This window comes from Sapientia aquatica (assembly GCF_004358105.1).
Classification (GTDB): Bacteria; Pseudomonadota; Gammaproteobacteria; order Burkholderiales; family Burkholderiaceae_D; genus Solimicrobium; species Solimicrobium aquaticum.
The window spans coordinates 23,806-30,253 of the sequence record NZ_SMYL01000018.1 but is presented as its reverse complement, the minus strand read 5'-3'; the positions used below and the strand labels follow the sequence as shown (position 1 = coordinate 30,253).

The window sequence follows — 6,448 nt, the reverse complement described above, 5'->3', positions numbered from 1 at the left end:
TCGCGTGGCTGAAAGACACCTTGGAAAAATTACCTGCCTGTCCAAACAGCCGTCTGGACGATCTTCTCCCGCTACGCACTTAACAGTAAATCTGCCGCTTGAACAGGTGGTAGCGCTGGACGCTTACCGGAAATCTCAGGCAGTATCCGGATAGCTGGGCTCGTATACGACCATGTTTCCTTTTGTAGGAGATTTGTAAATTGTGTTGTATATATGATTGATGCATAGCAATAAATTCTTGACGGCAAACTTACCCCAATGATTAGATAGTGAATCAAATTAAATTTAACAGTTTGCTTTGATCCAACAGTTCGCCAGCATCACAGATGCTGTAGTTAAACAAAAACTGAGTAAATAACTTTAACAAAAAGGGGAATTCTAATGATGGTAGAAACTATCCTGTCACGCTCCATGCGCGTGATGTTTTCAGGTGGTGTCGCACTAAGTCTCGGGATGTTGGCTCAGCCAGTGTTCGCGCAAGACACAACAACAGCCGCGCCAGTTCAACGTGTGGAAATTACTGGTTCCAGTATTCGTCGTATTGATTCAGAAACACCAAGCCCAGTGCAGGTGATTACCGCCGAAGATTTGAAAAAATCTGGTTACACATCGATTTCCCAAGTTCTGTCTAACATCACTGCCAATGGTCAAGGAACGCTGAGCCAAGGTTTCGCTTACGCTTTTGCGGGTGGTGCCTCCGGCATTTCTTTGCGCGGCCTGAATACATCAGCAACTCTGGTTTTGATCGACGGTCACCGCATGGCACCGAATGCGCTGTCGGACGATGGTCAACGATCCTTTGTTGACGTATCCAACATTCCTTTCGACACGATCGAACGTGTTGAAGTGCTGAAAGATGGCGCATCAGCTGTGTACGGCTCCGATGCCATGGCAGGTGTTGTGAACGTTATTTTGAAAAAAACCGTTACTGGTACAACAGTCAACGCTGAAGGTGGATCGTCTACTAAAGGTGGCGGCGCAACTGTTCACGCATCGATTACAAGTGGTTTCGGCGACCTGCAAGAAGATGGTTATAACGCCTACGCAAGTTTGGAATATCGCCACCAAAACAATATCACCAATGCTTCGCGTTACAACGAAAGTCCAGGCAGCTGGGCGTCATTGGATTGGACGAAATTTGGCGGTCAAAACTTCATCAACGGCGCGACAGCGCAAACCCCGCATCCAAGAATCCCAGGTAGCGTTTATTTACGTGATCCAACACAGTCATTTGGCGCTTCGAATGCCGTTTTCTTAAACGGCTCTTGCAATTACGCTTTGTTATCGTCAGACGGTTGCACATTTGCTCCAGAAGGTAACTTAGAGCCTAAAACAGAAAACATCAACTTCTTGGCCAGCTTTACCAAGCGCTTGAATGATGGTTGGCAGCTTGCTGTTAAAGGGTCTGTGTTCGAAAGTAAAGTGGATGTCGTGTATCGCGCTCATGCACGATTTACTGGTGGCAATTCTTGGGATCAAAACGTGGCTGTCTCAGCCGGTGTGGCTCCCTATTTAACTGGTACAACATTGGATAGCGTCACGGTACCAGCTACTTATCCAGGTAACACTTTAGGTGCTCCAGCAGTTATTTATGGCTTTGATGCATCGAGCCCAACTCCTGAGACTAAGGTTAATTCCAAGAACTATCGCTTAGTTGCTGATTTAACCGGTTCCATTGGCGAGTGGGATATCCAGTCCGCAGTTGGTTTTACAGAGAACACGATCAATCAAAACAACTTGGGCACGTTATACGCCCCAGCGTTACAAGCAGCCTTAAACCGTGCAACAAGCCCATATTCGTTGACAGGCGCGAATTCAGCTGCAGACCTAGCCGCGATTTATCCAAATGTGTCAGCAACGGATACGTCGAAGTTATCGTTTGTTGAATTGCATGCGACTCGTTCATTGGCTCAGTTACCAGGCGGTGATTTAGGCTTTAGTACTGGCGGAAGCTACACATCGCGCACGATGGATTCTCCTGCTCCTACTTTGATCGCGAATGGTACAGTTCCTGGCAATAACGCTTATGTATCTGGTAAGCAAACTGACGCCGCGTTGTTTGCAGAGATCGTGGCACCAGTTACAAAAACGATCGAATTAGATGGCCACGCGCGTTACGATCATTTCGGTGCAGATGGCGCTAACAACTCCTTCACTCCAAGTGCAGGTTTCAAGTGGACACCAACTAGTGCATTCGGGTTACGTGGAACTTATGCAACCGGCTTCCGCGCACCAAATCCAGCTGAAGCAGGTCAGTCAGGCCAGGCGTATGTTGGCTCCGGTTGGGATTTGATCAATTGTCCTGGCGGTCCAGCAGCAGTGCAAGTTGGTGCAAATGGCTATCCAGCAAAAGGTAGCTTTGTTGCTGCGTGTTCGCAACCGACCGTTTTGAACTCATCCAGTACTACGTTAAAACCAGAGAAGTCGAAATCAGCTACCTTAGGTCTGATTTTAGAACCAATCAAAGGATGGAGCTCAACCTTTGATTTGTATGAAATCAAAATTAGCGATCAAATCGTGACTCCGGGTAATGTAGACCAAACTACTGCAGTGCGTAATCCAAATGCTGTAACTGGTGATTGCGCAGACGGTAATGGCGGTACATATACTTGTACGCTTGCTGGCGGCGCAGCCGGTCAGATTTTGTACATTCCTAATAAATATGTGAACGCAAATTCGACCAAGACGAGCGGCTGGGAACTGGAATCACACTACAAGTGGAAATTGGGTGAATACGGCACATTGTTGACTAGCTTGGATTGGAGTCACACAATGAGCTATATCCTGAGCGAAGGTGGTCAGGACTTCCAATTGGCTGGCACACACGGCCCTTCGATCATTGGTGGTAATACTGGTAATCCAAAAGACCGTATTGCAGCAACATTTACTTACGCCAAAAACGCATTGGATGTGACTACAGCGTTCAACTGGATTTCCAGCTACTCTGTAGTTGATCCATCGTATGCTGGCGCAGTAGATTGCGCTACATCGTTGTCTGCGGTTCAAGGTACGCCATTCTTCCCGAACGGAAATGCACCAACTAATTTCTGTACTGTTGGTTCGTTCATGACGGTCGATTTGACAACCCGCTATAAGTTCAGCAAACAGTTGTCCGTTCACTTTGCAGTGAACAACTTGTTGAACCGTAAGCCACCAGTTGATTTAAGTTCGTACGGCGGCTTTGTACCTTACAACCCATCGTTACATCAATCTGGCGCGATCGGTACTTTCATTCAAGCTGGTTTGACATACAGCTTCTAAGGAAGCCAAGGCAAGCCCGAATTACTCGGGCTTGTAGTAGCGTCTCGGATAGTAGTTAACATTGAAATGCCACAAGAGAATTTTCTTGTGGCATTTTTTTTGGCAATAAACCGGCAAAGTTCAACACAGTCCCTGCCTCGATAATCCTCAACCAAAGCCATTCCCTCACCAATTCAAATCACTAATTCCAAGAAACCAATAAAAATCGGTTCTGGTTTTGCGCGACCTAATAGCATATTTTCAACCAATTGTTTGTTGTTTTAGTCATGAATCTGCGCCTTGATTTCTTGTTAATTAATGTCATTTGGTCTAGTTTTATTCTTAAGTTGTTTTAAAATAAATATCCCAAAACAACTTAAGTAACGCCATTAATTCGAACATGAACATTAATGCGAGGAACTCAAAATGAAACAAACAACCATCGCGCACTCGTTGCGCTTACTATTTACTGGCTCTATCGCGCTGGGATTCGGGATCATTGCTAATGCTACGGCAGCGCAGGAAGAAGTCGTACAGCGGGTGGAGATTACTGGATCATCGATCAAACGACTTGCGACGGAAACCGCGCTGCCGGTGACGGTAATTAAGGCCGATGAATTTGTGGAGCAAGGGCTAACGACGGCACAAGAAGTTCTTAATTCTTTAGGTTCCAATCAGTCAACCCAAGGTGCGAGCCAAAGTGTCGGATCGGGAACTGGCGGAAAATCATCCGCCGATCTGCGTGGAATCGGCTCTGATAAAACCTTGGTTTTGCTCAATGGACGGCGTTTGGCAAATCATCCATACGCGGGCGCGAGCGTTGATCTGAATATCATTCCGGTTGGCGCGTTAGATCGCGTCGAAGTGCTGCGCGATGGTGCTTCGTCCACATATGGCACGGATGCAATTGGTGGGGTGATTAACTTTATTACCAAGCGTTCGGTTCAAGGTGTTGAAGTGACCGGTGAAGGTATTGCGCCAGAAACCAAAGGCGGCGGGGAATCACGGGTCAATTTGATGGCGGGCAAAGGCAATCTGGATACCGATGGGTATACCATTTTTGGCGTATTTGACTGGCATCGACAAAATGCGCTGAAAGCTACCGATCGAGATTTTTCCAGAACAGGAATCATCCCCAACAAAGGCTTAAATAAATTAAGCGGTAATAATGGATCTGCTAATTTCTTTGATCCTGTATCTGGCGTCATGGGTAACTTTACTCGCGCCACCGGATGTAACCAAGCCGAAAACAGCTACATCCGCGACAGCGCGCGATGTGGCTATGATTACACCGCCGATATTGACGATATTCCAGAGACAGAACAATGGAATCTTTTGGCTAAAGGTTCGCTTAAATTAAACGGCGACAATACAGCCACGATCGAGTATTTACATTCCGATTCAACCAACATCAATCGCGTAGCACCTACACCCTTTTACTCCGGCATTGGATCAGTGCCGAACATGGCATTAAATTCAAGCAGTCCATACTACCCAGGCAATGGCATCACGCCCGAATTTGCTGGCTTATCGGGAGCTCCCCTGTTGCTAAACTGGCGTAGCATGGAAGCTGGACAACGGCGCCAAAAAGATAAAAACAAATCCGATCGTTTATTAGTTGGAGCAGAAGGTTTGATGGGTGGTTGGGACTACAAAACTGGCTTCTTATACGCTCAAGCAAAAGCTTCAAGTACGCTGACTGATGGGTACTTAAAAGATGCGGGTGTGACTGCGGGAATCAACAACGGCATTATTAATCCATTCGCGCCGCAAAATAGCACTGGATTAGCCTATCTGGATAGCATTAAGTTAAACGGAGAGCTCAACAGCGGTGCGACCAAGAGAATCGGTGTCGATTTCAAAGCAAGTCGCGAATTCGGCAAACTAGAAGGTGGTGCAATGGGCGTTGCGCTGGGAACAGAAATAGCCCATGAATCTGCGCAATATGATGTCAATCGAAGCGTAGCCGACCAAGCCTCTGCAACTGGTGGCCAAGATGCGCAACCTGTTTCCGGAAGTCGCAATGTCTCAGCTGTTTTCGGTGAATTTACAGCGCCAGTCAGTAAACAAATCGAGTTGCAATTAGCAGCGCGCTACGATTACTACAATGATGTTGGTGGAACCTTTAATCCTAAAGTTGGCATCCGAATTCAACCAAATAAAGAGCTACTTTTGCGCGCATCGGCTAACACTGGCTTTCGCGCCCCAACCCTGTATGAAAAATATTCGCCTAACAGTACAACCAATACCGCCAACAATTGGAATGATCCACTGTTGTGTCCGAACGGAGTAGCCGCAGCTGGACAAAACCCGAACGTAGTCTGCGATGCGCAACAGCAAATTCGTGGCGGTGGGAATCCTGACTTGAAACCTGAAAAATCCAAGAGCTTCTCCTTCGGCTTTGTGGTCGAGCCTAACAAAATGATCTCTATGTCGGCTGACTATTGGAACATCAAAATCACGGATCGAATCAATTCACTACCCGACACCGTTATCTTTGGAAATACGACTAAATATGCGGATTTGTTCATTCGTAATCCTGACGGTTCGTTGAAGTATGTGCTGGATACCCAAGCCAACTTGGGTGGAAGTAACACGGATGGGATCGACCTCAGCACCACCTTGCGTTTGCCAAAAACTAGCGTTGGAAATTTTTCGTTGAACCTCGATGGTACTTGGGTCAATCGCTACGAATACCAAAACGAAAAGGATGGTCCATGGGTGCAAAACGTCGGTACTTATGGTGAGAATAGTCCGGTATTTCGCTGGAAGCACACCTTGGCAGTGAATTGGAACTACAACGACTGGAGTTCGACTCTGTCGCAACAGTTTATGACTGGCTATCACGACCAGAACGAACAGGTTGACTCGAAGTATTATCAGGATGTGGCGTCTTACTCGACCTGGGCTTTAACGGGGACTTACACTGGGTTCAAAAATATTAAACTTACTGCTGGTGTGAAAAATATTTTTGACAAAGCGCCGCCATTTTCAAATCAAGGAACTACGTTTCAACAAGGCTATGACCCACGCATGACTAATCCTGTCGGGCGCGCATTGTATGTCCGAGGGACCTATCGGTTTTAAGAAAGCGGTGTGCAATAAAGTTAAGTAGCAAACAAAAATGCGCATAAATCCTGATGCGCATTTTTGCTATTTGGTTTCAGCGAACGGTCTTGCAAGCTGCCTCCATCGAATCAAATAAACA

Annotated in this window: 2 protein-coding genes; both read left to right on the top strand. The window is 46.6% G+C overall.

Annotation, left to right across the window (positions count from 1 at the left end):
* Positions 1-381 precede the first annotated feature (381 nt).
* Positions 382-3,261 (top strand): TonB-dependent receptor domain-containing protein, encoded by a 2,880-nt coding sequence (locus E2I14_RS18370; RefSeq protein WP_133331257.1) that lies wholly within the window; start codon positions 382-384, stop codon positions 3,259-3,261.
* Positions 3,262-3,666: 405 nt separating this feature from the next.
* Positions 3,667-6,327 (top strand): TonB-dependent receptor, encoded by a 2,661-nt coding sequence (locus tag E2I14_RS18365; RefSeq protein WP_133331255.1) that lies wholly within the window; start codon positions 3,667-3,669, stop codon positions 6,325-6,327.
* Positions 6,328-6,448 lie beyond the last annotated feature (121 nt).

What these genes read in the sequence shown, in the direction of transcription:
- E2I14_RS18370 (WP_133331257.1), top strand. Translation starts at nt 382, where the DNA reads ATGATGGTAGAAACTATCCTGTCACGCTCCATGCGCGTGATGTTTTCA.
- E2I14_RS18365 (WP_133331255.1), top strand. Translation starts at nt 3,667, where the DNA reads ATGAAACAAACAACCATCGCGCACTCGTTGCGCTTACTATTTACTGGC.